The sequence below is a fragment of the Mesorhizobium sp. WSM4814 genome, assembly GCF_055811595.1.
Genome location: NZ_JBVVQT010000029.1, coordinates 1 through 23,459 on the forward strand (window position 1 = coordinate 1; position 23,459 = coordinate 23,459).

Sequence of the window (23,459 nt, forward strand, 5' to 3'; positions counted from 1 at the left end):
ATTCACTATTCACTATTCACTATTCACTATTCACTATTCACTATTCACTATTCACTATTCACTATTCACTATTCACCGTTTAGCAATCGGCACGTAGTCGCGTTCCGGCGCACCTGTATAGAGCTGGCGCGGGCGGCCGATCTTCTGGTGCGGATCCTCGATCATCTCCTTCCACTGCGCGATCCAGCCGACGGTGCGGGCGACCGCGAACAGCACGGTGAACATGGTGGTGGGGAAGCCCAGCGCCTTCAGCGTGATGCCGGAATAGAAATCGACGTTCGGATAAAGCTTCTTCTCGATGAAATAGGAATCGGTCAGAGCGATCCTTTCCAGTTCCATGGCGATGTCGAGCAGCGGATCGTCCTTGATGCCGAGTTCGCCCAAGACCTCATGTGCGGTCTTCTGCATGATCTTGGCGCGCGGATCGTAGTTTTTGTAGACGCGGTGGCCAAAGCCCATCAATCGGAACGGATCGTTCTTATCCTTGGCGCGGGCGATGAACTCCGGGATGTGGTCGACTTGGCCGATCTCGCCCAGCATGTTCAAGGCTGCCTCGTTGGCGCCGCCATGGGCCGGTCCCCACAGGCAGGCGATGCCGGCGGCGATGCAGGCGAACGGATTGGCGCCGGACGAGCCGGCGAGGCGAACGGTCGAGGTCGAGGCGTTCTGCTCGTGATCGGCGTGCAGGATGAAGATGCGCTCCATCGCACGCGCCAGCACCGGGTTGATCTTGTATTCCTCGCACGGCACGGCAAAGCACATATGCAGGAAGTTGGCCGCGAAATTCAGCTCGTTCTTCGGGTAAATGAAGGGCTGGCCGATGTGGTATTTGTAAGCCATCGCCGCGATCGTCGGCATCTTGGCGATCAGCCGCATCGATGCGACCATGCGCTGGTAAGGGTCCGAGATGTCGGTGGAATCGTGATAGAAAGCTGACAGCGCACCGACCACGCCGCACATCACCGCCATCGGGTGGGCGTCGCGGCGAAAGCCGGTGAAGAAGCGCGACATCTGCTCGTGCACCATGGTGTGGCGCGTCACCCGGTAGTCGAAATCGTCTTTCTGCGCCTTGGTCGGCAGTTCGCCGTAGAGCAGGAGATAACAGACTTCGAGGAAGTCGCCGTGCTCGGCCAACTGGTCGATCGGATAACCGCGATGCAAAAGGATGCCGGCATCGCCATCGATGAAGGTGATTTCCGACTCGCAACTTGCTGTCGAGGTGAAGCCGGGATCGTAGGTGAAGGCCCCGGTGGTGCTGTAAAGCGCGCCGATATCGATGACGTCAGGTCCGACCGAGCCGCTTCGCACCTTGAGTTCGTGGGTTTTGCCGCCGAATTCAAGTTTCGCGGTCGACGCGTGGGTTTTGCCGCCAAATTCCATTTTTGTCGCAGCTTCGGACATTGCAAACTCCTTTTTGTTTTCTCATGTCGGCAAAGGCAAAATTTCTGCAACGCAACACGTCGAAAGTATCGGAGTTCGCGCGTTTGCGCCCGCAATTGGATTGCGTGCCAAATTGGGCCAAGACCTAATGTTGCACTGCGAAACCCACCTTTCAATGCCAATCTTCTTGGGCCAGTTTTGCTAATCGATTTGATCCGCGACGCGCGCCAGGCTTTCCTCGCGGCCAAGCACGGCAAGCACGTCGAACACGCCGGGCGAGGTGCTCTTGCCGGTGAGCGCCGCGCGCAGAGGTTGGGCCACAGCGCCAAGCTTATGGCCGCCGGCGAGCGCATATTGGCGGATCGCCGCTTCGGCCGCTGCGGCCGTCCAATCCCCTGAAATCGCCTTCAGCGCCGCATGGGCGCCCCGCAGGATCTCGCGCGCCTCACCGCCGAGCAGCGCCGCCGCCTTCTCGTCGATCGGCAGCGGCCGCTCGGCAAACAGGAAGGCGGCACCGTCAACCAGCTCGACCAGCGTCTTGGCGCGCTCCTTCAAGCCGGGCAGGGCGGCCAGCAACTGCGCCTTGCGTGTGTCGTCGAGGCGCGCTGCGATCGCCGGGCCGCCTTCGAGATAGGGCAAGGTGTTGATGAAGATATCGAGCAATTCGGCGTCGTTCATGCGCCGCATATGCACGCCGTTCAGCGCCTCGAGCTTGGCGAAGTCGAAGCGGGCGGCCCCCTTGTTGACATCGCCGATGTCGAACCACGCAATCATGTCGGCGATCGACATGACCTCGTCGTCGCCGTGGCTCCAGCCGAGCCGCGCCAGGTAGTTGAGCAGTGCCTCGGGCAGATAGCCCATGGCGCGATAGGCTTCGACGCCGAGGGCGCCGTGCCGCTTCGACAGCTTGGCGCCGTCGGCGCCATGGATCAGCGGGATATGCGCCATTGACGGCACCTCCCAGCCCAAGGCTCGATAGATCACCATCTGGCGGGCGGCATTGGTCAGATGGTCGTCGCCGCGGATGATGTGGGTGATGCCCATGTCGTGGTCGTCGACGACGACGGCATGCATATAGGTCGGGTTGCCGTCCGAGCGTAGGATGATGAAATCGTCGAGGTCCTTGTTGGGGAAGCGGACTTCGCCCTGCACGCGGTCATGCACCACCGTCTCGCCTTCGGCCGGCGCCTTGATGCGGATCGCGCCCCTGGCGCCAACCGGCGCCTCTGACGGGTCGCGGTCGCGCCAGCGGCCGTCATAGCGGGGAGGCAAGCCCTTGGCCCGCGCACTCTCGCGCATTGCCTCCAACTCAGCGGGCGCCGCATAGCAGTAATAGGCTTTGCCGAGGCGCACCAGCTCCTCGGCGACCGCGCGGTGGCGCGGCGCGCGCTCGAACTGCGATACCGGCTCGCCGTCCCAGGTGAGGCCGAGCCAGGAGAGCCCATCGAGGATGGCAGCGGTTGCCGCATCGGTCGAACGCTCGCGATCGGTGTCCTCGATGCGCAGCAGCATCCTGCCGCCGGTGTGTTTCGCATACAGCCAGTTGAACAGCGCCGTGCGCGCCCCGCCAATATGCAGGAATCCGGTGGGCGAAGGGGCAAAACGGGTGACGACCTTGTCGGACATGGAACTCTCGGGGCAAGCGCAGGAAACGGATGTGGCTGCGCGGACTTTCGCGCGTTGCGCGTTCATGTAGCATAGGAGGTCAAGGGCGCAAGGGGCGAACCCTATGGCTGGACCAGGCCGCGGCGTGGACGAGAGCGAGGGCGCGAACGCAAGCGTCAGCGAACGATCGCTGTTCGCCGACGTTCCTCACGCTGAGCCGCTACCCGTTTCGCTGCCTGCGTCGCCGCCGGGCATCCAGCCTCTTTCGCCGGATCGCTCGGCGCCGATACCGGCTCCAGCACCCGGCCCTGTCATTCGTTTTCGCCGACAGCTCAGCCATCTTTCACCATCCGGTGTCCGCAACAGCGTGGCCTCGGCAGCCGGCCTGGAACTCGACCGCGGCGTCGCCTTCCTGCTGGTGCCGGTTTTTCTGGCATGCGGGGTGATCGTCTATTTTTCGCTTGCCGTCGAACCGGACTTTGCCCAGCCCGTCGCCGTCGTGGTCCTCACGGCATTGTGTGCGGCCGTCACGCGCTCACGCCGCAAAACGCATCTGTGCTTCATGGCAGCGTTGCTGTGCGCGCTTGGTGTGCTCGCCGCCAAGGTTGAAACCTGGCGCGCCGGAACGAAGATGCTCGGTTCGGAAATCCAGACCCGGCTGACCGGCCGTGTGGTCAGGCTCGACCAGATGGCGAACGGCCGGATCAGGCTGACCATCGACGTGATGTCGACCGCCCGGCCGACACTGCGTTATGCACCCGAACGTGTCAGGGTGTCGGCACGCAAGATTCCCGCTGAGATGACCGCAGGCTCGGTGGCAACCGGCTATGTGAGGCTTCTGCCTCCAACTGGCCCGGTCAGACCGGACAGCTTTGACTTCTCCTTCGACAGCTATTTCGCCGGTATCGGTGCCAGTGGCTTTTTCCTCGGCAGTCCAAAGATCGTCGTCTCCGAAGATGCACCGTTATCCGCACGCCTTTCTTCGTCGATCGAGAAGGCGCGCGAAACCATCGCCGACCATATCAGGGACAGCATCGGTGGTGCCGAGGGGGAGATTGCCGCTGCGTTGATCGTCGGCGTGCGTGCCGGCATCCCCGAAGAGATAAACGAATCGATGCGGCGCACCGGCATCTACCACATCATCTCCATTTCCGGCCTGCACATGGCGCTTGTCGCCGGCACCGTCATGGGATTGCTGCGCGGCGCCTTTGCGCTGTTTCCCGACTTTTCGTCGCGCCGGCCGGTCAAGAAATATGCGGCTGCTGCCGCACTCGTCTCCATCGCTGCCTATCTGATCTTTTCCGGTATCGTGGTCGCGGCTGAACGCAGCTTCATCATGCTGGCGGTAATGCTTGTCGCCGTGCTGTTCGACCGGGCGGCACTCACCATGCGCAACCTGGCGATTTCGGCCATCGCCGTTATCGTCGTGTCGCCGCACGAGGTGGTCGGCGCAAGCTTCCAGATGTCGTTCGCCGCGACTGCGGCTCTCGTGGGCGCCTATGCCGGTTGGTCCGACTATCGTGCCGACAAGGCCAAGGCGCCGCGACAGCGACGGTCACCGGCCGCTTTCGTCACGCGCAAGGTCGTCGCCGGGGCAGGCACCATCGCAATGACCTCCATCATTGCCGGCAGCGCCACCGCGCTCTTCGCCATCTGGCACTTCCAGCGCGTCTCGCCGCTCAGCCTGTTCGCCAATCTGGCCGTCATGCCGATCGTCACGATCGTCATGTTCCTGGCCGTCCTCAGCGCCCTGTCAATGCCTTTCGGCCTCGACGGCCCCTTCCTCTACATGATGGGCAAGGGCCTGACGGCGATGATCGCAATTTCGGGATGGATCTCGGAGCGTTCGCCGATCGATGCAGTCGGACTGATTTCGTTGCAATCGGTTCTGCTGGTGACGGTCGCCCTGGTCATCGCCACGATGGCGACGACGTGGCTGCGGCTTGCCGCACTTCCCTTTGCGCTCGCCGGCCTGCTGACGATTTCCGAGACGCGCACCCCCGACGTGCTGATCTCGGAGGATGCGCACCTGGTGGCGCTGCCGATCGGCGGCGGCGAACTTGCCGTCAACCGGATGCGTTCGAACGAATTCACCACCGACAACTGGAAACATGCGCTGGTTTCAACAACGATCGTCGAGCCGGAGACATTCGAAAAAGGAGATGTGCAGTTCGACATCGCCGACCCGGCCGACCTGCCGCCGGGAGCGCCTTTCACCTGCACTGCCGGCCTGTGCTTGGCCCGGCATCCGTCCGGCGCGCTCATTGCGCTCGCCGACAACCGCAAAACCGCGCGGCCGGCCTGTGCCTTTGCGGATTTGATCGTCATCGACGACGCCACAGCCTATTACAAACCCTGCCGCAACCCGCTGGTTCTCGTCGTCACCAAACGGCAGCTCGCTCGCATGGGCAGTGCCGCCGTCTTCTTCGATCCGCTATCGGCGACGACGCGCGCAGAAATCCGTTTTGCCGTCAGACAGCCATACAGGCCCTGGCATGAGCAGCGGCGATTTTCGCGCGAGGCGAGGGGCCTGCCGCCATACCGCAGGGCCGAGAAACCCCAGAAGCCTGCCCTTCAGTAACGCCGGATCAGTCCGACGAGCTTGCCCTGCACCTTGACCCGGTCCGGCCCGAAGATGCGCGTCTCGTAGGCCGGATTGGCGGCTTCCAGTGCGATCGAGGCACCTTTGCGGCGGAATCGTTTCAGCGTCGCTTCCTCCTCGTCGACCAGAGCGACAATGATCTCGCCAGGCTGCGCGGTGTCGGCGTTGCGGATGATGACCGTGTCGCCGTCGAAGATGCCGGCCTCGATCATCGAATCACCCTTGACCTCCAGCGCGTAGTGCGTGCCGCCGGTGATCATGTCCGGTGGCACCGAGATCGAATGCGTCTGGTGCTGGATGGCGTCGATCGGCACACCGGCAGCGATGCGGCCCATCACCGGTATGGAGACGGTGGCAACGACGTCGTCGTCATTGCCGGCGGCACGCATGCGCGAAGGCGCCGGCTTGATCTGCCGTCCGAGGCCGCCCTGTCCAAGCCCGCCCTGGCCAAGGCTGCCTTGAATGACGCTCGGCGAGAATTTGCGCGCCGCATTGAGGCCCGGCGCGATCGAATCGGGCAGCCGCAGCACCTCCAGCGCGCGGGCGCGGTTGGGCAGGCGGCGAATGAAACCGCGTTCCTCCAGCGCCGTGATCAGCCGGTGGATCCCCGATTTGGAGGCGAGGTCGAGCGCTTCCTTCATCTCGTCGAACGAGGGCGGAATGCCGCTTTCCTTCAGTCGTTCGTGAATGAACATCAGCAGTTCATGTTGTTTGCGTGTCAGCATCGCGACCCCCAACAGAATCAGAAAAACAAACCCAGAACAAACACTATCTGTTCCAGTTGTGTTCCGCAACCATTTAAAGTTTAATGAATGTGTTGACGTTTTGTTCAGCGTAGCATCAGCACGCTGCAGGCGGCGCCCGCTGCGGCTGCGGGAGCGAATGGCTCGCGCACGACCAGTCCGTTGGCGTCGGCCAGCATTCTGAGCATCGAGGAATCCTGGATACTGAACGGCGTTGCCTCAAGCGTGCCGGCTTCTTCCTTCACCACCGCGCGTACATAGTCCTGCCTGAGATCGTTGGCCGGCATGGCGGCGCCGAGCCGCGCCTGACGCATGTCCTGGCGGAAGGCGCGGCCGCCGAGCCGCGCCAGCAGCGGCTTCAGAAAGAGCTGCGTGCAGACCAGGCTGGCCACCGGATTGCCGGGCAGGCCGATGCAGCGGATGGCGCCCAGCCGCCCGAACATCAGTGGCTTGCCGGGCCGCATGGCGATTTTCCAGAAATCAAGCGCCATGCCTTCGCCGGTCAGCACGTCATGGACGAGGTCATGGTCCCCGACCGAGGCGCCGCCCAGCGTGACGATGACGTCCGCGCCTGCGTCGACGGCTTTTGTCACCAGCGCGGCGATCGCCTCCTTGCGGTCGGGGGCGATGCCGAGATCGAGTGCGCTGGCGCCGACCGAGCGGGCCGCGGCGGCGACGCCATACGCATTGGAGGAGATGATCTGGTCGGGGCCAAGGTCGCTGCCCGGCGGCAGCAATTCGTCGCCGGTGGCGATGATGGCGACCAGCGGCCGTTTCACCACGCGGACCTGCTGGTGGTTGGCCGACGCCGCCAGCGACAATGCCGCCGGATCAAGCAGGCGGCCTTTCTCCAGCAGCGCGTCGCCCTTCGAGAAATCGAGCCCGAGGCGGCGGATGTTGCGGCCTTCAACCGTGGGCGCGGTCACTTCGACCATGCCGCCGCCGAGGTCGCGGACATTCTCCTGGATGACGATGGTGTCGGCGCCTGCAGGAAGCGGCGCGCCGGTGAAGATGCGCACGGCCTGCGCCGGGCCGACTGTTCCGGCAAAGCCTCGTCCGGCCGGCGCCATGCCGATCACCGAAAGTCTCGCGGGCACGGACGCGACATCGTCGGCCCGCACGGCATAGCCGTCCATGGCCGACGCGTTGAATGGCGGCTGGGTGCGGAGCGCCATGAGCGGCTCCGCCAGCACGCGGTCGGCGGCATCCATCAGGGCGACGCTTTCAGCCTGCAAGGGCGCAGCATCCGCAAGCAGGTGCTCGAGCGCCTCGGCGACCGCCAGCAGCGCCATTATTGGCCTGCCCCCTGGGCATCCGCCTTGTAGTCGCCGGATTTGCCGCCGGTTTTTTCCACCAGCCTGATGCCGGAGATCGCCATGCCGCGATCGACCGCCTTGGCCATATCATAGATGGTCAGGCAGGCGACCGAGACGGCGGTCAGCGCTTCCATCTCGACGCCGGTCTTGCCGGTGACGCGGGCCAGCGCCGTGACCTTCAGGCCGGGCACCGTCGCGTCAGGTTCGATGTCTACCGATACCTTGGTCAACAGCAGCGGATGGCAGAGCGGGATCAGTTCATGCGTCCTCTTGGCCGCCATGATGCCGGCGATGCGCGCCGTGCCCAGCACGTCGCCCTTCTTGGCATCGCCGTCGAGAATCATTTTCAGCGTTTCGGGCCGCATCGAGACAAGACCTTCGGCGATTGCCGTGCGGGTCGTCTCCGCCTTGTCGCCGACATCGACCATATTGGCTTCGCCTTTCGCGCCAAGATGGGTGAGGGCGGCCGACATCGTCAGGTCACCCTGGAGCGACGTGCGTCCGTTTGGACGCACAAAGTACACTCTGACGCTTTGCATCTATGCATCATGCTCTCCGAACATCGATTCCGATTTTCGGGCAGATGCATTGGCGGGCGCCTTGCCCGTCAAAAGCAGGTGCGTCGCAGTGGCCACGTCCTGTTGCCGCATCAGGCTCTCGCCGACGAGGAAAGTGCCAATGTCGCTCCGTTCCAGCCTGCGGCAGTCCTGGTGCGAGAAAATACCGCTCTCGCTGACCAGCAGCCGGTCGGCCGGCACCATCGCCGCGAGCCGCTCCGATGTCTCGATGCTGGTTTCGAACGTCCGCAGATTGCGGTTGTTGATGCCGATCAGCCGCGACGACAGTTTCAGCGCGCGTTCCGTCTCGGCCTCGTCATGCACCTCGACCAGCGCATCCATGCCGAGCTCGAACGCCGTCGTCTCGAGTTCCCTGGCCACGGCGTCATCGACGCTCGCCATGATGATCAGGATGGCGTCCGCGCCCCACGCACGGGCCTCGAACACCTGATAGGGCTCGAATAGAAAATCCTTGCGCAAAGCCGGCAATGTCACGGCGCTGCGCGCATTGGTGAGGAATTCAGGCGCCCCTTGGAAAGACGGCGCATCGGTCAGCACCGAGAGGCAGGCAGCCCCACCTTTGGCATAGGCCCTGGCCAGCGCCGGCGGATCGAAATCGGCGCGGATCAGGCCCTTGGACGGGCTCGCCTTCTTGATCTCGGCGATCAGCGCGAAACTGCCGGATTTGCGTTTGGCTTCAAGGGCCGAGAGAAAGCCGCGTGGTGCGTCGGTATCCTTTGCCCGCGCCTTGATTTCGGCAAGCGGCACCCGCGCCTTCGCCGCCGCGATCTCGTCGCGCTTGTAGGCTTCGATCTTGCGCAGGATATCAGACACGGCGCTATCCGTTCGAAATCTCGACCAGCCGGTCAAGCACCTTCAGCGCCCGGCCGCTGTCGATGGCTTGCGCCGCCGTCGCCATGCCATCGGCAAGCGTCGTCGCCTTTCCCGCCACCACCAGTCCGGCGCCGGCGTTCATCAGCACCGTATCGCGAAAGGCACCGGCAGCGCCGCCCAGCATGTCGCGCAGCGCCTGGGCGTTGTAGGCGGCATCGCCGCCGCGCAACTCGTCCTTGGTATGCCGCTTCAGCCCGACCGCTTCCGGGGTCAGCGTAAAGCTGCGGATCTCGCCGCCGACCAGTTCGGCGACCTGGGTTTCGCCGGTGGTGGTGATCTCGTCATAGCCGTCGCCATGGGCGACCCAGGCGTGGTCGGCGCCCAGTGCCTTCAACGTCTCGGCCACCGGAATAATCCATTCCGGCAAGAAGACGCCAACCATCTGCCTGACGACACCAGCCGGATTGGAGAGCGGGCCAAGCAGGTTGAAGATGGTGCGGGTGCCGAGCTCGACGCGGATCGGGCCGACATGCTTCATCGCCGGATGATGCGCCGGCGCGAACATGAAGCCGACGCCTGCGTCGTGGATGCAGCGGCCGATCGTTTCCGGCGGGATGTCGAGCTTGACGCCGAGCGCGGTCAGCACGTCGGCGGCGCCGGTCTGCGAGGACAGTCCGCGATTGCCGTGCTTGGCCACCGGCACGCCGCAGGCGGCGATGACGAAGGCGGATGCGGTCGAGATGTTGACGCTGTGCGAATTGTCGCCGCCGGTGCCGACGATGTCGATGGCGCCAGCCGGCGCGTCGACGCGCAGCATCTTGGCGCGCATGGTGGCGACAGCGCCGGAAATCTCGCTCACCGTCTCGCCGCGCACGCGCAGCGCCATCAGGAAGCCGCCGATCTGGCCGGGCGTAGCGTCGCCCGACATGATGATGTCGAAGGCATCGCGCGCTTCCTCGAAGGAAAGCGAGCTGCCGGCGGCGACCTTGGCGATATGGGTCTTGAGCGCGCTCATCTGGTCAGGGCTTGGGCAACGGCGGTCTGGTCGATGCGAACGTCATATTGCGTCTGCAGCTGCGCCACCAACTGGTCGAGCAGGTCGTCGGACATGCCGGCGGTGAACGATTTCTGCGCGTCGTCCGGCACCGAGCTGGCGTCGGCACCGGCAGGCTCGAAGACTTCGGCGATCCTGAACAGGATCTGTCCGTCGCCGGTGGGCGAGGAGATCAATCCGGTCCCGCCTTCGCCTTCGCCGAACATCGCAGCCGCCCCTTCCTTGCCGAATTCGGCGTCGTCCGCCCCGCGCTTGACGCCGCGCTTGGTCTGCTTCTCAAGCTTGAGCTCGCTCGCGATCACGTCGAGCGTGGTGCCGGCCTCGAGACGCTTTTCGAGCTCCTGCGCTTTTGCGGTGAGCCGCTTGGTCGTTTCCGCCGCCGTCCAGTCGGCCACTACCTTCTGGCGGACTTCATCCAGCGTGCGGTCGCGGGCCGGCGTGACCGAATCCACCTCGTAGAACACGAAGCCATTGTTGGCGGTGGTGAGGTCGGGATTCTCGGTGCCGGGTTCGGCATCGAACACCGCCTTGATGAGCTCCGGCGATTCCGGCAGATCCTTGACGATGGCGCCGTCCGGCCTCAGGCCGGTGCGATCGATCGCGTCGACGGTGACGACCTTCAGCTTCAGCTTTTCGGCCGCTTCCTTGAGCGTGCTGCCCGAAGCGCGGCTATCTTCGTAGCTGTCATGGACGTCGAGCAGAATGCGGCTTGCCTCGCCGAGCGCCAGGTCCTTGCGGATGTCGGCGGCCACTTCGGCCAGCGGCTTCACCACTTCGGGCTTGATCTCGGTGACGCGCAGCAGAACCGGACCGAAGGCGCCCTGAACGACCGGGCTGACTTCGTTGACCTTGAGCGCAAAGGCCGCATCCGCCACCGCCTTGTCGGCGATCTTGTCCTTGGACAGCGTGCCGAGCAGCGTGTCGGCCTGCGTCTTGCCCTCGGCGGCGACGAGTTTGTCGAAGGTCGCGCCGGTCTCGAGTGAATCGAGCGCGGCCTTCGCGGCATCGGGCGTTTTGAACACGAGCTGTTCGATGGTGCGCGTTTCCGGCGTGGTGTAGCGCCCCTTGTTCTTGTTGTAGTCGTCGCTGACCTGCTGGTCGGTCACAGCACTCACATCCATGATGTCTTCCGGCTCGAGCCTGACATAGGAGAATTTGCGGTATTCGGGCGCCGCATAGGTCTTCTTGTTTTCCTCGAAATAGGCCGAAAGCGTAGTGTCGGATGGCGCTTCGATCGGCTCGACCAGCGATTTCGGCAAGGTCAAATAGTCGATGGTGCGGTCTTCGCCACGATAAAGCGCCACCGCCCTCAAGAACGTATTCGGGGCCTTGAGGCCGTCCGAAACCGCCTCGACGATCTGCTGGCGCACAGCCAGCTGGGCGCGATTCCTGAGATAGTCTTCCGGCCGCATGCCGACCTGTTGCAGTATGTATTCGAAAGTCCTTCTGTCGAAGTTGCCGCCGGGACCCTTGAAGGCCGGGTCTTCATGCGTGAGTTGGGCCAGCCGGTCCTTGGACAGCCCAAGCCCGAGCTTGCGGGCCTGCTCATCGAGGACCGCGCCCGACACGAGTTGCGCCAGCACCTGGTTGTCGAGGCCGAGCGCCGTCGCCTGCTCGCGGCTGATGCGCTGGCCGAATTGCTGCGACATCACGCTGATCTGCCGGTCATAGGCCAGCCGATACTCGTTGATCGACACTTTAGTGCCGCCGGCCGTGACAACGGCGTCGTGGCCTGCAAAACCACCGACCATCTGTCCGGAAATGCCCCAGACGGCGAAGCTCAACACCAACAATATCAGCAGCGCTTTCGCGATCCAGGTCCCCGCGGCGCTTCTCAAGATACCAAGCATGGTCACTTCCGATTTTTTCGCGCATTTTCGCATGCGCCGAGTCTGAAACAAGCGCAATAGCGTCCTTCCGGCCCACTGTCGATTGCTTTGTGGGCTGAGTTTGGTAGTGAGGACGCAGCCGAATATTGCCCGGAGAAGCAAATCCCATGACGCTTGGAATCCGCCCGTTGGTCGCTGGCAACTGGAAAATGAACGGCACCAGCGCCTCGCTCAACGAACTCAGGATGATCGGCAACGGCTTCATGAGCGGGCTCGATGCCGAGACCGAAGCGCTGGTCTGCGTTCCGGCGACGCTGCTTGCGCATGCCGCGGAGATCTTGTCGCGCACGCCGGTCCGGGCCGGGGGCGAGGATTGCCACAGCAAGGAGAGCGGCGCCCATACCGGCTGTATTTCGGCCGAGATGCTGAAAGATGCGGGCGCCAGCCACGTCATCGTCGGCCATTCCGAACGCCGCGCCGATCACAATGAGGACGACGCCATTGTCCAGGCAAAGGCGTCCGCCGCGTGGCGCGCCGGGCTGGTTGCCATCATCTGCATCGGCGAGACGAGAGCCGAGCGCGAGGCGGGCGCCACGCTCGACGTGCTGTCGCGCCAGGTCGCCGGCTCGGTGCCGCCGACTGCAACGGCATCGAATACCGTCATCGCCTACGAGCCGGTATGGGCGATCGGCACGGGACTGACGCCGACTGTCGCCGACGTTGCTGAGGCGCATGCGCATATTCGCGAAAAACTGTCGGAAAGGCTTGGCAGCGCAGCGGCAAAGATGCGCATCCTCTATGGCGGATCGGTCAAGCCGTCGAACGCGGTCGAACTGCTTGGCGTAAACAACGTCGACGGCGCGCTGGTCGGCGGCGCCAGCCTGAAGGCGGCGGACTTTCTCGGCATTGCCGAAGCTTATCGAAATATCTCCTAAAGCGCGTCGCGTTTGGCCGGCCTAATGCGGGGTCAGGCCCAAGGGCATGCTTTTGCGCGACATGCTTTAGCATCGAAAGGCTGTCGGGCACTTCGGATACTGTTTCGCAGCGGAAAATGTTGCAACGGCCGCATTGCTTCCCATATTCCGGCCACGGGCTTGGAATTGCCGTCAAAGCATTGTATTGAGCCGCCTCCAAATCACCGGTCGTATCTGCGGCCGCGCAAGGCTTTGCCAGGATAAATTATGGAAACCGTACTGATCGTCGTCCACCTCATGGTCGTGCTCGCTCTTGTCGGCGTGGTGCTGCTGCAGCGCTCCGAAGGCGGCGGCCTCGGCATCGGCGGCGGATCGGGCTTCATGACCGCGCGCGGTGCCGCCAACGCGCTGACGCGGGCGACGGCGATCCTGGCGGCGGCGTTCTTCGCCACCTCGCTGACCTTGTCGATCGTCGCCCGTTACGGCGAGAAGCCGATCGACATTCTCGATCGCGTGCCTGTGACGAACGGCGGGGGCGGCGTGCTCAACCAGTTGCCTGGCACCACGACGCCGACACCGCCGTCCGGCAATACGGCGCCAACGCCGCCTTCCGGCAATGATGCCGCAGCGCCGGCCCCCGCTGCACCGCCAGCGGCGGGAGCGACCACGCCGCCGGCCACAAACGGCGCTACCCAGCCAGTAACGCCGCAGGTTCCAAACCAGTAATCAGCAGACGTCCGTCGCCGCGATCTGTTGTTGTTTGAACACAGTCGCGGCAAATGCCGCACGATCACGAGGATTCGACCGGGCGCGGCACGCCAGGGCGCTTGAGGCGTCTCCGATTAATCGATTATAGATTGCGCGCGGCACATTCGGGGTCCTTGGGGGACGCCGGGCGACGCCGTGGCAACAAGCATTGAACGATCGGATCTTCGCCATGCAGCTTCGCAGCTTCATTTTAGCCGGCCTTTGGGCCGTGCTCAGCCTTGGTGCGCCCGCTTACGCGGCCATGCCGGCGGGCAATTCGGCCCCTAAATCCGCAGTCACAACTGACGTCGTCTACGTCGCCGCCAAAAGCGACACGGCGCAACTCAAGCTCCTCAAGAAGAAAAAAGACCCGAGCGCGGCAGATCTTGCCCAGATCAGGAAGATCGAAGCCAAGATCGCGGCTGACAAGCAGTCTGCTCGAGTAAAGGCGATCGAGGCAAGGAAGCTGGCGATGCGCGAGGCGGCCAAAGCCAGGTCGGACGCGGAACGGCAGGCGTTTCTTGCCAGGAAGGGCCTCGTCAAGAAGGATAAGTCCGCTGGCAAGGCCAGGCTGGCCGATGCCAGGCCGGTCAAGATCATCGACCCGATTCAACCCATCGCCGCAATCCAGTCGGCCGAGGCAATTCCCGCCGAGGCCATGAACGTCGCGCTGACCGGCAACAACGGCGAATTGCGCAGCGAGCCGGTCGGACAGAAGCCCCAGCGCGTCGGGCTGTTCGCCGGCCTGTTCGGCGGCACGTCCTCGTCGATGTCGCTGCTCCCCGAGACCCGCGCCCTCGATGCCGCGCTCGCCAGCAAGGAAGCCAGGAAGCAGTTCAAGGTGAAGCCGGAGTTCGTGCCGCAAGAGGTCGAGTTCACCGGCTACAGCCCCGGCACCATCGTCATCGATACGAGTGCGCGCCGCCTCTATCTCGTCGAATCCTCCTGGACCGCCCGCCGTTATGCGATTGCGGTCGGTCGTGACGGCCTGCAGTTCAAGGGCACGGTCGCCGTCGGCGACAAGCAGGAATGGCCCCGCTGGATCCCGACGCTCGACATGCAGAAGCGTGAGCCGAAGAATTACGGCCGGTACAAGGACGGCATGCCCGGCGGCGGCGATAACCCGCTCGGCGCGCGCGCCATCTATCTCTACGACGGCAGGAAGGACACCCATCTGCGCATTCACGGCACCATTGCGCCGCAGTCGATCGGGACGAGCTCCTCCAACGGCTGTTTCCGCATGATCAACGAGCACGTCATGGACCTTTATCGCAGGGTGAAAGTGGGCACCAGGGTCGTCATCATCTGACGCCTTGACGGGTCAAACAAAAGGGCCGGCCTCGCCGGCCCTTTTGCTTTGGTTCGAGCATCACCAGGGCGCCTTCTTGGGAAAAAGCCTTCGCGGCGGTTTTTTCTCTGGCGGAATCAATTCGGCCGCGTTAAGCGATGACTCCCATGGCGCGATATGTATTCATCACAGGCGGCGTGGTTTCCTCACTCGGAAAAGGCATCGCTGCAGCGGCCCTTGGGGCTCTCTTGCAGGCGCGAGGCTATCGCGCGCGCATCAAGAAGCTCGATCCCTATCTCAATGTCGATCCCGGCACGATGTCGCCATACCAGCATGGCGAAGTCTTCGTGACGGATGACGGCGCCGAGACCGATCTCGATCTTGGCCATTATGAGCGGTTCACCGGCCGCTCGGCCAACCAGCAGGACAACATCACCACGGGCCGCATCTACAAGAATATCATCGAGCGGGAGCGACGCGGCGATTATCTTGGCGCCACCGTGCAGGTCATTCCGCATGTCACCGACGAGATCAAGAATTTCATTCTCAACGGCAATGACGACTATGACTTCGTCCTGTGCGAGATCGGCGGCACCGTCGGCGACATCGAGGCGATGCCGTTTCTGGAGGCGATCCGCCAACTTGGCAACGACCTGCCGCGCAACAACGCCGTCTACGTGCACCTGACGCTGATGCCCTATATTCCAACGGCGGGCGAATTGAAGACCAAGCCGACCCAGCATTCGGTCAAGGAATTGCGCGGCATCGGCATCGCGCCCGACATCCTGCTGGTCCGCGCCGACCGCCCCATCCCCAGGGAAGAGCGCCGCAAACTGTCGCTGTTCTGCAATGTGCGCGAGAGCGCGGTCATCCAGGCGCTCGACGTGCCGCACATCTACGACGTGCCGATGGCCTATCACAATGAAGGGCTGGATTCGGAAGTGCTCGCCGCTTTCGGCATCGATCCGGCGCCGAAGCCGCGGATGGAGCCGTGGCAAGCGGTGTCCAAACGCATCCACAACCCGGAGGGCGAGGTGACCATCGCCGTCGTCGGCAAATATACCGGCCTCAAGGACGCCTACAAATCGCTGATCGAGGCGCTGTCGCATGGCGGTCTCGCCAACCGCGTCAAGGTCAAGCTCGACTGGATCGAGAGCGAGATATTCGAGAAGGAAGACCCGGCGCCGTGGCTGGAAAAGGTCCACGGCATTCTGGTCCCCGGCGGTTTTGGCGAGCGCGGCGCGGAAGGCAAGATCCTTGCGGCGAAGTTCGCCCGCGAGCGAAAAGTGCCGTATTTCGGCATCTGCTTCGGCATGCAGATGGCCTGCATCGAGGCAGCGCGTTCGCTGGCCGGCGTCAAGCACGCCTCGTCGACCGAATTCGGTCCGACCGAGGAACCGGTCGTCGGCCTGATGACGGAATGGCTGAAAGGCAACATGCTGGAGAAGCGCAGGGAAACCGGCGATCTCGGCGGCACCATGCGGCTCGGTGCCTATCAGGCGGACCTCGCCAGGGGCTCGAAGATCGCCGAGATCTATGGCGACACGCAGATTTCCGAGCGCCACCGCCACCGCTACGAGGTCAATGTCGACTACAAGGAGCGGCTAGAAGATTGCGGCCTGGTTTTTGCCGGCATGTCGCCGGACGGCGTGCTGCCGGAAACGGTCGAATATCCCGACCATCCCTGGTTCATCGGCGTGCAATATCATCCCGAGCTGAAAAGCCGGCCGCTTGACCCGCACCCGCTGTTTGCCAGCTTCATCGAGGCGGCGGTGGAGCAGAGCCGCTTGGTCTAAATCGACAGGCTATCGTCCGGGCTAGCATGCAAACCTACGTCGCTCTGCTTTACAGCATCGTGCTCAGCGAGGGGCGGCGTGTCGTCATGTCCGATCTCAGGGCCATGACAGAAGGCCTGGGCCTGAACAACCCGCGCACGCTGGTGGCGACCGGCAATCTGGTTTTCGAGACGAAAGAAACAGAGATTGCCGCGCTGGAGCGCCGATTGGAGACGGCGTTCCAAAAGACTTTTGGCCGCCATGTCGACATCATCGTGCGCCGCGCGGATGACTGGTTGAAGCTTGCGGCCGGCAATCCGTTTCCCACCGAATCGGCTGTCGCCGGGGATCAGGTAGCGGTGCGCGTGATGCGCAGGCCCGTTGCCGCTGAGGCCGTTGCGGCGCTGGAGGCCTATATCGGCAAGGATGAGCGGATGCAGGCGGTCGGCGGTGACATCTGGATGTTCTTTTCGCGCGAGACGCCAAGCTCGCGCCTTGTGGCGGCGATAAGCCATAAACGGCTCGGCATCGGCACCTCGCGCAACTGGAACACCGTGCGCAAATTGGCCGAGATGGTCGGCAAATAGGACTCCCCCTTCGCCCAGGAAGAAGGGGAAATTGGAAATCTTGGCGTCGAAACTGTCCGCGATTTCCTTCGAGAGGTGATCGAGATTTCGGAATGTCTTTGGCGTGAATCCTTCCGGGAGCGTGGTCGCCTTTGCTGGATCCAATCTCCTGTGGGCACCTGTAAGCAGCCCAATGAAGACCATGTTCCTTGATCCAGGCGCATGGCCTGTCCATCGAGATCGATCCGCAACACCACCCCGTGCTGGGCCTGTTCTCCGGGAAGTGTCCACTTGTAATCGACGACGGATTTGCTAAGTGTAGTTGCGTGCAACCACAATGGAGGCAACGGCAGTGAAACACATCAACATTCGCGAAGCCAAGGCCACTTTGACGGCACTCGTCGATGCGGCCGAGGCCGGCGACCCGATCACGATCACGAGGCACGGCAAGCCAGTGGCAGCTATCGTTCCGATCGACGAAGCGAGGAAGATTTACCCCGAGAAGCCCAGCCTTGCGGAATACCTGCTGTCGTTCCCCGGTTGGCCCGAGGGCTTCGAACCGGAGCGCGACCGCACCCAGCAAAGCCGCGAGGTTAACCTTTGACCTCATACCTTTTCGACACCTCGGTGCTGTCGGCGACCGCGCCGGGAAAGCCTCCGCTGCCCCCAAATGCGGCAGCTTGGCTATTGCAGCAGACGGGCAACTTGTTTGTGCCTGCCTTTGCCCTCCACGAACTTCGGAGAGGCATCGCCAAGCTCGACCGCTCGGGAGCCACGGCGAAGGCTCAGACGCTAATGGCGTGGCTGCAGGGCATCATGACGGGCTACAGGGCGGAAATCTTACCGATCGATGCGGCGGTGGCGTTGGAGGCAGGCCTCATGGAAGACGCCGCCACAGCCGCAGGGAGTCATCCAGGGCTGGCTGACATTCTCATCGCTGCGACCGCTAAAGCGAACTCCTTGACGCTCCTGACTGGGAACCTGAGACACTTCCAGCCCTTAGGAGTTCCCTGCCTCGATCCACTGACGCTTTGACGGAGAAGAGATCCCAAAGGGGTCTGCTGCGGCTAGCCAAATCCGGTTGCGTAATCCGCATACCTCAAATGCGGGATGAGCGCCTCCAGGCCCCCGCTCGGGATAGTTGACGTCGCAGTGCGGCGGCGAGCAACGGTTCATCACATGTTTGTCACGTTTGGTGATTCGATTTCGGCCGCGTGATGTGAAAGACTTCGTTTTTGGCCCGACTTTTTCATCATAGGGCCCTGTTTGCCGGAAACCACATGGTCAACAGTGAGTTTAAAGGTTCGATCAGGCACATAGCGATCGACCGGGAGGAAACAATGGATCGCCTGCAATTCTTTACGCCTGTGCGTATTTCGCGCGGGCAGGAAAGTCCTGCCGAAGAAATTGATAGCGTAGCCGAAGCGATGGAGTTCTTGCGTAGATGGCCAATCGGCCGGCGTGGGCCCGTCTACCAATGCGCGGTGAATTGCTGCTCCGCGGCTCTGGCGGGCCGGATGTCGGCAGAGGAAGCAAGGAAGGCTTTTACCGGCTTCGCCCGCATCACGCGCTTGCTCGACGACGACATGGCTCTGCCGATAGGCGGCGGCAATGTTGATAGCGTGCATGCGCTGAGGCGATGAACGTTCCTATTTGACCCCTGCCAGGAACGGGGCGCGGCAAAGTCACAGCACCTCGAAAGTCACTGCACCTCGACCGGGGCAGCGAAGACGTAGCCAGCGCCCCGCTCGGTGACAATGAGTTTCGGCTCGCTCGGGCTGACCTCGAGCTTGCGGCGCAGGCGCAGTATCTGCACATCGATACTGCGGTCAAACACCTCTTCGTCGTGAATCCTGCTGGCAGCGAGAAGCTGCTCGCGGCTCAGGATTTGTTGCGGCGATTGCAGGAAGGCTGCCAGCAGGTTGAACTCGCCGGCGGTCAGCGGCGTCGCTTCGCCGGCAGGCGACCTCAGGCGCCGCATCCGCATGTCGAGTTCCCAGCCGGCAAAGCGGTAACGCTTGGGCTTCTTGCCAGGCGACTGCTGGCGTGTTGACCCCGATCGCCGCAGCACGGCGCGAACGCGCGCAAGCAGTTCCCTGAGGCTGAAGGGCTTGGTGATGTAGTCGTCAGCCCCGAGTTCCAGGCCGACGACGCGATCCACCTCGTCGCGCCTGTGGCCGGTGATGATGATGATGGGCGGCGCTTCCGGCGGACTGCCGAGTTGCCGCATGATTTCAAACCCGTCCTCGTCGGCAAGCCGCATGTCGAGGAGCACCAGGTCTACCGGTCTTTCATTGAGGACGCGCGACATGGCCCGGCTGTCGGCAACAGCGCTAACCCTGAAATTCTCGCTCTCCAGGTAATTGGTGAGCATCTCGCGAATTTCGGGGTCGTCATCGACGACAAGAATATGCTTCGCCGCCGCTGCCTGTTCGATTGTGCCTTTCGACTGCTCTTCGTAGCGCGTGTTCTGTTCGGCTAACATCTCAGACCGTCCGCAGGTATGGAACCCATGACCGAGCCGTTGCTTTATTAGACTTAACATTAGACTTAACGCCGATTAACGGCGATTTGTTGGTAAGCACCGATAATCTTCGTGATCGGATACCACAGGCTCACTCGATGGCGTATGGCCAGATTGGTAAGGTTCGGGCGGGGCTTTTGGTTCCGCTTTGCCTGGCAGCGGCGGCACCGTTTGCGTTGGCCCTGGTCAATCAGCCGGCCGCGCCGATCGGCGAGCCGATTGCTCCGATAACGGGCACTGGTCCTTTCGAACAGGCGAAGATCGCCCTTGGCGAGAGCCTGTTCAACGATGTCCGGCTGTCGCATGACGATGTCATCGCCTGCAGCGGTTGCCACAGGCTCGATCTCAGCGGCGACGACGGCAGGGCTCGTTCCACGGCGGCGGATGGCGGGCAGCTCGATTTCAATGCGCCGACCGTCTTCAGCGCAGCGCTCAATTTCCGGCTGAACTGGCGCGGCAATTTCCGCACTGTCGAGGAGCAGAACGAGGCAGTCCTGCTCGATGACAGGCTGATGAATACGAGTTGGGAAGAATTGCTGCCGAAACTGCGCTCCGACCCGGACTATTCGCGGCGGTTCGTGACGCTCTACGGCGCGGCTCCCGGCCGGACGGATGTGCTCGACGCCCTGGCCATCTTTCAACGCTCGCTGATCACGCCCAACGCCCGTTTCGACCGCTATCTCAAGGGCGAGCGCGACGCCATCAAGGCGGACGAGGAGCATGGCTATCAATTGTTCAAGGCGTTTGGCTGCGTCGCTTGCCATCAGGGCGCCAATGTCGGCGGCAATTTGTTTCAGAAGTTCGGCATCTTTCGGAATCCCTTCGCCGGTCAGAAAACCTTGTCCCAGGCGGATCTCGGCCGCTTCGCCATTACCGGCGTCGAGAGCGACCGCCATGTCTTCCGCGTTCCCAGCCTGCGCAATGTCGCGGTGACGGCGCCGTATTTCCACGACGGCCGCACCGCATCGCTCGCAGACGCAGTAAAGATCATGGCGCGGAGCCAACTCGGCCGGGAACTCGACCAGCGCGATACCGATCTCATCGTCAAGTTCCTTGCGACGCTGACGGGGGAATATCGCGGCCAGCCGTTGACCAGCGCAGCGGATCGTCTGCAGCAATGAAGTCGCTATCCATCCTGGCGCCGGTCGTCGCGTGCCTGCTCATCGTCCTGACCTACCTCCTGCTGCAGGGCGCGGCTCCTAATGCCGCGCGCCACGAACGCACGCTCGACGCTCTCAGGACCGTCATCCTCTATAACGCTGCCCTGCAGCGCGATGTGTTGCGGGCACGGGCGGGGCTGTTGCGCAGCTACGATCCGCTTGTGCGGTCGATCGAGAACCTGAATGAGGCGACGCGGACGCTGCCGGCTGCCGGGGACGTCGCAAGCGGCGAAGCACGGGCGGACATCGAGAGGCGGATTGCCGATGTCATTGCCGCGGTGCGCGACGAGGAAACGCTCGTCGAGGCGTTCAAGTCGGACAACGCGCTGCTGCAGAACTCTTTGAACTATTTCAACTATATGAGCGGCCGGCTCACGACCGAGGGCGACGGCCTTCGAGCGGTCGAGATCGGAGCCCTGATGATCGCCATGTCGCGGTTCATCAGCGATCCCCGGCCGGAGGCGGCAAGGGCAGTGACCGCCTCGCTTGACCGGCTGGCCAGGCCATCCGTCGATGCCGTGGCTGCAAGCGATGTCCTCTCCCTTGTCTCCCACGGCCGGCTTATCGTCACCAGGCTTCCGGCGGTCGACGATCTCGTCTCCCGCCTGCAGACTGCGCCAACGAGCGAACGGGCCCGCGCTCTGCAGGACCTGTATCTCGATATGCATGGGCGCGCGGCGGCACGGGCTGCGCGGTTCCAGACGCTGCTCTACGTCGCGGCGCTGGTCCTGGTGGGCTATGTGGCTTACCTGTTCGCCCGCCTGCGCCACAATGCGCGGATCCTGCGCGAGCGGCTGGAATTCGAAGGCTTGATCGCTTCGATCTCGACACAGTTCATCAATCTGCCGCGTGACCGCATCCGGGCCGGCATCAGCAAGGGCCTCGCGCGCCTGGTGGAACATGCCGGGCTCGACGGCGCCCAGATTTTCGTCAGCCGCACATACGATGCCGATCTTTCCGGCGGCTATTTCTATCGCCGCCCGAGCGGAAGCGCGACGGCCCGCCGCCTGCCGAATGATTTGATCGATCTGGCTTCACGCTGGACGCTCGCGGATCATGAACGGCAAGGCTGTATCGACGTCCCCCGCGTCGGCGAGCTTCCGGAGGGGCGGGAGAGGGCATGCCTGCAGGCGCATCAAATTCGATCGTGGCTGTGCATACCGATGTGGCATGCCGAAGAGCGGCTGGGTTTTCTGGCTCTCGATGGCGTAACGCACGAAAAGCATTGGACCGACGACGACATCGCGCTGCTGCGCACTGCCGCCGAGATCTTCGCCAATGCCATCGCGCGCCAACACAACGAACGGGAACGCGAAGCGCTGCAGGCGCGGCTCAACCAATCGCAGCGGCTGGAAGCAATCGGAACGCTGGCCGGCGGCATAGCGCACGACTTCAACAACATTCTCAGCGCCGTCCTCGGCTATAGCGAGATGGCGCTGGTGGTGCTGCTGAAGGAGTCTCGTGCGCGGCGCTACGTCCAGCAGATCATGAAGGCCGGCAGGCGGGCGCAGGACGTCACGGAGCAGATCCTTGCCTTCAGCCGTCGCCGCGAGCGGCAGCATCACGCGCTGCGGGTGCAGCCCGTGATTGCGGAGGCGGTCGATCTGCTGCGCGCCTCGTTCCCCGCCACGCTTGCAGTGGAGACGCATCTTGCAGCCGCGGATGCCGCGATGACGGGCGATCCGACCGAGCTTCAGCAGGTGGTGATGAATCTCGGTACCAACGCGGCGCAGGCGATGAACAGCCGCGGCGTATTGGAGATCGCTCTCGACATGACGGAGATCAACGAGGCGCAGGCGCTGTCGCACGGCAACCTGCCTGCCGGCCGTTATATCCGCCTTGCCGTCAGGGACACCGGCAGCGGCATGGATCAGGCGACTCTCGAGCGCATCTTCGAGCCGTTCTTTACGACCAAGCCGGCAGGGCACGGCACCGGGCTCGGCCTGTCGACGGTGCACGGCATTGTCGCGGCACATCGGGGTGCGGTGGACGTGATGAGCCAACTGGGCCAAGGCACGACCTTCGAGATCTATTTTCCGCAGATCGAACCCGCTTCAGCCCAAGCGGATGAGGGCGAGGGCGAGGCCACCGAGGTTCCGGTCGAGTATGGCACCGGCGAGACGATCCTGGTTGTCGATGACGATACGCCGCTGGTGCAACTTGCCGAGGAGATGCTCGCCGCGCTTGGCTACGAGCCGGTCGGGTTCGACCGCAGCCCCGCGGCTCTCAATGCCTTCCGTGCCGATCCGGGGCGCTTCGACCTGGTGCTGACGGACGAGGTCATGCCTGACATGACCGGGGTCGAGTTCTCCGGCAAGTTGCATGAGATCCGGTCTGACCTGCCAATTGTCCTGATGACCGGTTACGGCCGCACGCTGCGATCGCGTCAACTGGCGGCGGCCGGCATAAGCGAAGTCATCAAGAAACCGCTGCTGTCGGCCTCTGTTGCACAATGCCTTGCCCGCCATCTGCATTCAGGCTGATCACGGTCGGCCGGGCTCCTCGTTACAACCGTAACCAAAATTCCGCCTGGCTGAAATCAACCTGTAGCCGGGCGTTTCTATG

At 63.2% G+C, this 23,459-nt stretch carries 20 protein-coding genes; 11 read left to right on the forward strand and 9 right to left on the reverse strand.

Annotated features, from left to right (window positions below; all coding sequences use genetic code 11):
* Nucleotides 1-72 precede the first annotated feature (72 nt).
* Both gltA and gltX read right to left on the reverse strand, forming a co-directional pair.
* Nucleotides 73-1,401, reverse strand: a complete 1,329-nt coding sequence (gltA, locus tag AC0L2V_RS28625; RefSeq protein WP_031255684.1) for a citrate synthase — start codon at nucleotides 1,399-1,401, stop codon at nucleotides 73-75.
* Between the two features lie 180 nt (nucleotides 1,402-1,581).
* Nucleotides 1,582-3,006, reverse strand: coding sequence for a glutamate--tRNA ligase (gene gltX, locus AC0L2V_RS28630; protein WP_473508461.1), 1,425 nt, complete (start codon nucleotides 3,004-3,006; stop codon nucleotides 1,582-1,584).
* Nucleotides 3,007-3,109: 103 nt separating this feature from the next.
* Between gltX and AC0L2V_RS28635 the strand changes: the two genes are divergently transcribed.
* Nucleotides 3,110-5,566 carry a ComEC/Rec2 family competence protein gene (locus tag AC0L2V_RS28635; protein WP_473521828.1) on the forward strand — a complete coding sequence of 819 codons (2,457 nt, stop codon included), beginning with the start codon at nucleotides 3,110-3,112 and terminating at the stop codon, nucleotides 5,564-5,566.
* Here the strand turns inward: AC0L2V_RS28635 and lexA are convergent.
* The 6 genes from lexA to AC0L2V_RS28665 all read right to left on the reverse strand — a co-directional run bounded on the left by lexA (nucleotide 5,560) and on the right by AC0L2V_RS28665 (nucleotide 11,941).
* Nucleotides 5,560-6,312 (reverse strand): transcriptional repressor LexA, encoded by a 753-nt coding sequence (gene lexA, locus AC0L2V_RS28640; protein ID WP_027151887.1) that lies wholly within the window; start codon nucleotides 6,310-6,312, stop codon nucleotides 5,560-5,562. The two genes, AC0L2V_RS28635 and lexA, sit on opposite strands and share 7 nt — an antisense overlap.
* Nucleotides 6,313-6,416: 104 nt before the next feature.
* Nucleotides 6,417-7,622 carry a molybdopterin molybdotransferase MoeA gene (locus AC0L2V_RS28645; RefSeq protein ID WP_473508460.1) on the reverse strand — a complete coding sequence of 402 codons (1,206 nt, stop codon included), beginning with the start codon at nucleotides 7,620-7,622 and terminating at the stop codon, nucleotides 6,417-6,419.
* Nucleotides 7,622-8,119 carry a cyclic pyranopterin monophosphate synthase MoaC gene (moaC, locus tag AC0L2V_RS28650; protein WP_473508459.1) on the reverse strand — a complete coding sequence of 166 codons (498 nt, stop codon included), beginning with the start codon at nucleotides 8,117-8,119 and terminating at the stop codon, nucleotides 7,622-7,624. The genes AC0L2V_RS28645 and moaC overlap by 1 nt, the downstream gene beginning before the upstream one ends.
* A gap of 66 nt (nucleotides 8,120-8,185) precedes the next feature.
* Complete coding sequence (gene trpC, locus AC0L2V_RS28655; RefSeq protein ID WP_473508458.1) at nucleotides 8,186-9,037, reverse strand: indole-3-glycerol phosphate synthase TrpC; 852 nt, start codon at nucleotides 9,035-9,037, stop codon at nucleotides 8,186-8,188.
* A gap of 4 nt (nucleotides 9,038-9,041) precedes the next feature.
* Entirely contained in the window at nucleotides 9,042-10,052 is a 1,011-nt protein-coding gene (gene trpD / locus AC0L2V_RS28660) for an anthranilate phosphoribosyltransferase (RefSeq protein ID WP_473508457.1), read from the reverse strand.
* Complete coding sequence (locus AC0L2V_RS28665; RefSeq protein ID WP_473508456.1) at nucleotides 10,049-11,941, reverse strand: SurA N-terminal domain-containing protein; 1,893 nt, start codon at nucleotides 11,939-11,941, stop codon at nucleotides 10,049-10,051. The genes trpD and AC0L2V_RS28665 overlap by 4 nt, the downstream gene beginning before the upstream one ends.
* 146 nt (nucleotides 11,942-12,087) lie before the next feature.
* On the opposite strand from AC0L2V_RS28665, the gene tpiA reads away from it, so the two are divergent.
* The 8 genes from tpiA to AC0L2V_RS28705 all read left to right on the forward strand — a co-directional run bounded on the left by tpiA (nucleotide 12,088) and on the right by AC0L2V_RS28705 (nucleotide 18,853).
* On the forward strand, nucleotides 12,088-12,855 hold the full coding sequence (gene tpiA, locus AC0L2V_RS28670) for a triose-phosphate isomerase (protein WP_473508455.1): 768 nt from the start codon (nucleotides 12,088-12,090) through the stop codon (nucleotides 12,853-12,855).
* 246 nt (nucleotides 12,856-13,101) lie between these two features.
* Nucleotides 13,102-13,560, forward strand: coding sequence for a preprotein translocase subunit SecG (gene secG, locus AC0L2V_RS28675; RefSeq protein ID WP_023801242.1), 459 nt, complete (start codon nucleotides 13,102-13,104; stop codon nucleotides 13,558-13,560).
* 211 nt (nucleotides 13,561-13,771) lie between these two features.
* Nucleotides 13,772-14,890 (forward strand): L,D-transpeptidase, encoded by a 1,119-nt coding sequence (locus AC0L2V_RS28680; RefSeq protein ID WP_473508454.1) that lies wholly within the window; start codon nucleotides 13,772-13,774, stop codon nucleotides 14,888-14,890.
* Between the two features lie 137 nt (nucleotides 14,891-15,027).
* Nucleotides 15,028-16,665, forward strand: a complete 1,638-nt coding sequence (locus AC0L2V_RS28685) for a CTP synthase (RefSeq protein ID WP_084646645.1) — start codon at nucleotides 15,028-15,030, stop codon at nucleotides 16,663-16,665.
* Nucleotides 16,666-16,691: 26 nt separating this feature from the next.
* Nucleotides 16,692-17,231, forward strand: coding sequence for a DUF1697 domain-containing protein (locus AC0L2V_RS28690; RefSeq protein WP_473508453.1), 540 nt, complete (start codon nucleotides 16,692-16,694; stop codon nucleotides 17,229-17,231).
* Nucleotides 17,232-17,562: 331 nt separating this feature from the next.
* Nucleotides 17,563-17,814 carry a type II toxin-antitoxin system Phd/YefM family antitoxin gene (locus tag AC0L2V_RS28695; protein ID WP_236374081.1) on the forward strand — a complete coding sequence of 84 codons (252 nt, stop codon included), beginning with the start codon at nucleotides 17,563-17,565 and terminating at the stop codon, nucleotides 17,812-17,814.
* On the forward strand, nucleotides 17,811-18,245 hold the full coding sequence (locus AC0L2V_RS28700) for a PIN domain-containing protein (protein WP_473508452.1): 435 nt from the start codon (nucleotides 17,811-17,813) through the stop codon (nucleotides 18,243-18,245). The genes AC0L2V_RS28695 and AC0L2V_RS28700 overlap by 4 nt, the downstream gene beginning before the upstream one ends.
* Nucleotides 18,246-18,550: 305 nt before the next feature.
* The gene (locus AC0L2V_RS28705) at nucleotides 18,551-18,853 is read left to right on the forward strand and encodes a DUF982 domain-containing protein (RefSeq protein WP_027151877.1); all 303 of its coding nucleotides are present in this window, start codon (nucleotides 18,551-18,553) and stop codon (nucleotides 18,851-18,853) included.
* 59 nt (nucleotides 18,854-18,912) lie between these two features.
* On the opposite strand, the gene AC0L2V_RS28710 is transcribed toward AC0L2V_RS28705, so the two are convergent.
* Complete coding sequence (locus AC0L2V_RS28710) at nucleotides 18,913-19,695, reverse strand: response regulator (protein WP_473508451.1); 783 nt, start codon at nucleotides 19,693-19,695, stop codon at nucleotides 18,913-18,915.
* Nucleotides 19,696-19,832: 137 nt separating this feature from the next.
* On the opposite strand from AC0L2V_RS28710, the gene AC0L2V_RS28715 reads away from it, so the two are divergent.
* Nucleotides 19,833-20,855, forward strand: a complete 1,023-nt coding sequence (locus tag AC0L2V_RS28715; RefSeq protein ID WP_473508450.1) for a cytochrome-c peroxidase — start codon at nucleotides 19,833-19,835, stop codon at nucleotides 20,853-20,855.
* Nucleotides 20,852-23,377: a two-component system VirA-like sensor kinase gene (locus tag AC0L2V_RS28720; protein ID WP_473521829.1), complete on the forward strand. Its 2,526-nt coding sequence runs from the start codon at nucleotides 20,852-20,854 to the stop codon at nucleotides 23,375-23,377. Before AC0L2V_RS28715 ends, AC0L2V_RS28720 begins: the two co-directional genes overlap by 4 nt.
* Nucleotides 23,378-23,459: the final 82 nt, after the last annotated feature.